Source organism: Psychrobacter sp. 1Y4 (assembly GCF_051847555.1).
This window is the reverse complement of sequence record NZ_JBPYDE010000295.1, coordinates 1-878: the sequence shown is the minus strand read 5'-3', so window position 1 is coordinate 878 and position 878 is coordinate 1. Positions and strand designations below refer to the sequence as shown.

The window sequence follows — 878 nt, the reverse complement described above, 5'->3', positions numbered from 1 at the left end:
ATATTCGTGGTCGTTATCATATTGAGCCGATGAGTAATACTGGTGTCAACCGTGACCGCGAGCGTATTGTATTTACAGAAGTCCCTTATCAGGCCAATAAAGCCAAACTAATCGAGCGTATTGCAGAGCTGGTTCGTGATAAGAAAATCGAAGGTATCAGCGAGATTCGTGATGAGTCTGATAAAGACGGTATGCGTATCGCCATTGATTTACGTCGCGGCGAAACCGCTGAAGTTATCGTTAATAACTTGTTCTTGCAAACGCCGCTTGAGTCTAGCTTTAGTATCAATATGGTCGCGCTCGATAATGGTCAGCCAAAGCTATTGACTCTGCGTCAGCTTATCGCTGCATTTGTCCGTCATCGTCAAGAAGTGGTAACACGTCGTACAATTTATGAATTGAACAAAGCCCGTGTTCGTGGCCATTTGCTAGAAGGTTTAACGGTTGCACTAGCCAATATCGATGAGATTATTGCAACGATTAAAGCATCAGCAAACCGTGGGCTCGCCCGTGAAAGTTTATTAAACAACACATGGGGTTCAGGTAGTGTCGTTGCGATGCTTACTGCTGCTGGCAGTCAGTCAGTACGCCCCGAGTTTATCGAAGGCGAAGATCCTAAAGCGCCGTTTGGTTTGATCGAGGGCGAAGAGCGCTATCGTTTGTCACTTGAGCAGGTCAATGCCATTTTAGACATGCAATTGCATCGCTTGACGGGTCTTGAGCAAGACAAATTGACCGAAGAGTATCAGGATTTGCTGCGCGAGATTGCACATTTAGAGTCTATTCTTGGCGATTTTGATAAGCTAATGACCATTATCTCTAATGAGATGATTGAGATTCGTGATAACTTTGGTGATGAGCGTCGCACCGACATCATC

Annotated in this window: 1 protein-coding gene; it reads left to right on the top strand. The window is 45.2% G+C overall.

Annotated features, from left to right (window positions below; translation table 11 throughout):
- Window positions 1-878, top strand: an 878-nt coding sequence (locus ACS8FC_RS15885; RefSeq protein WP_439297479.1) for a DNA gyrase subunit A, incomplete at both ends; no start/stop codon positions are given.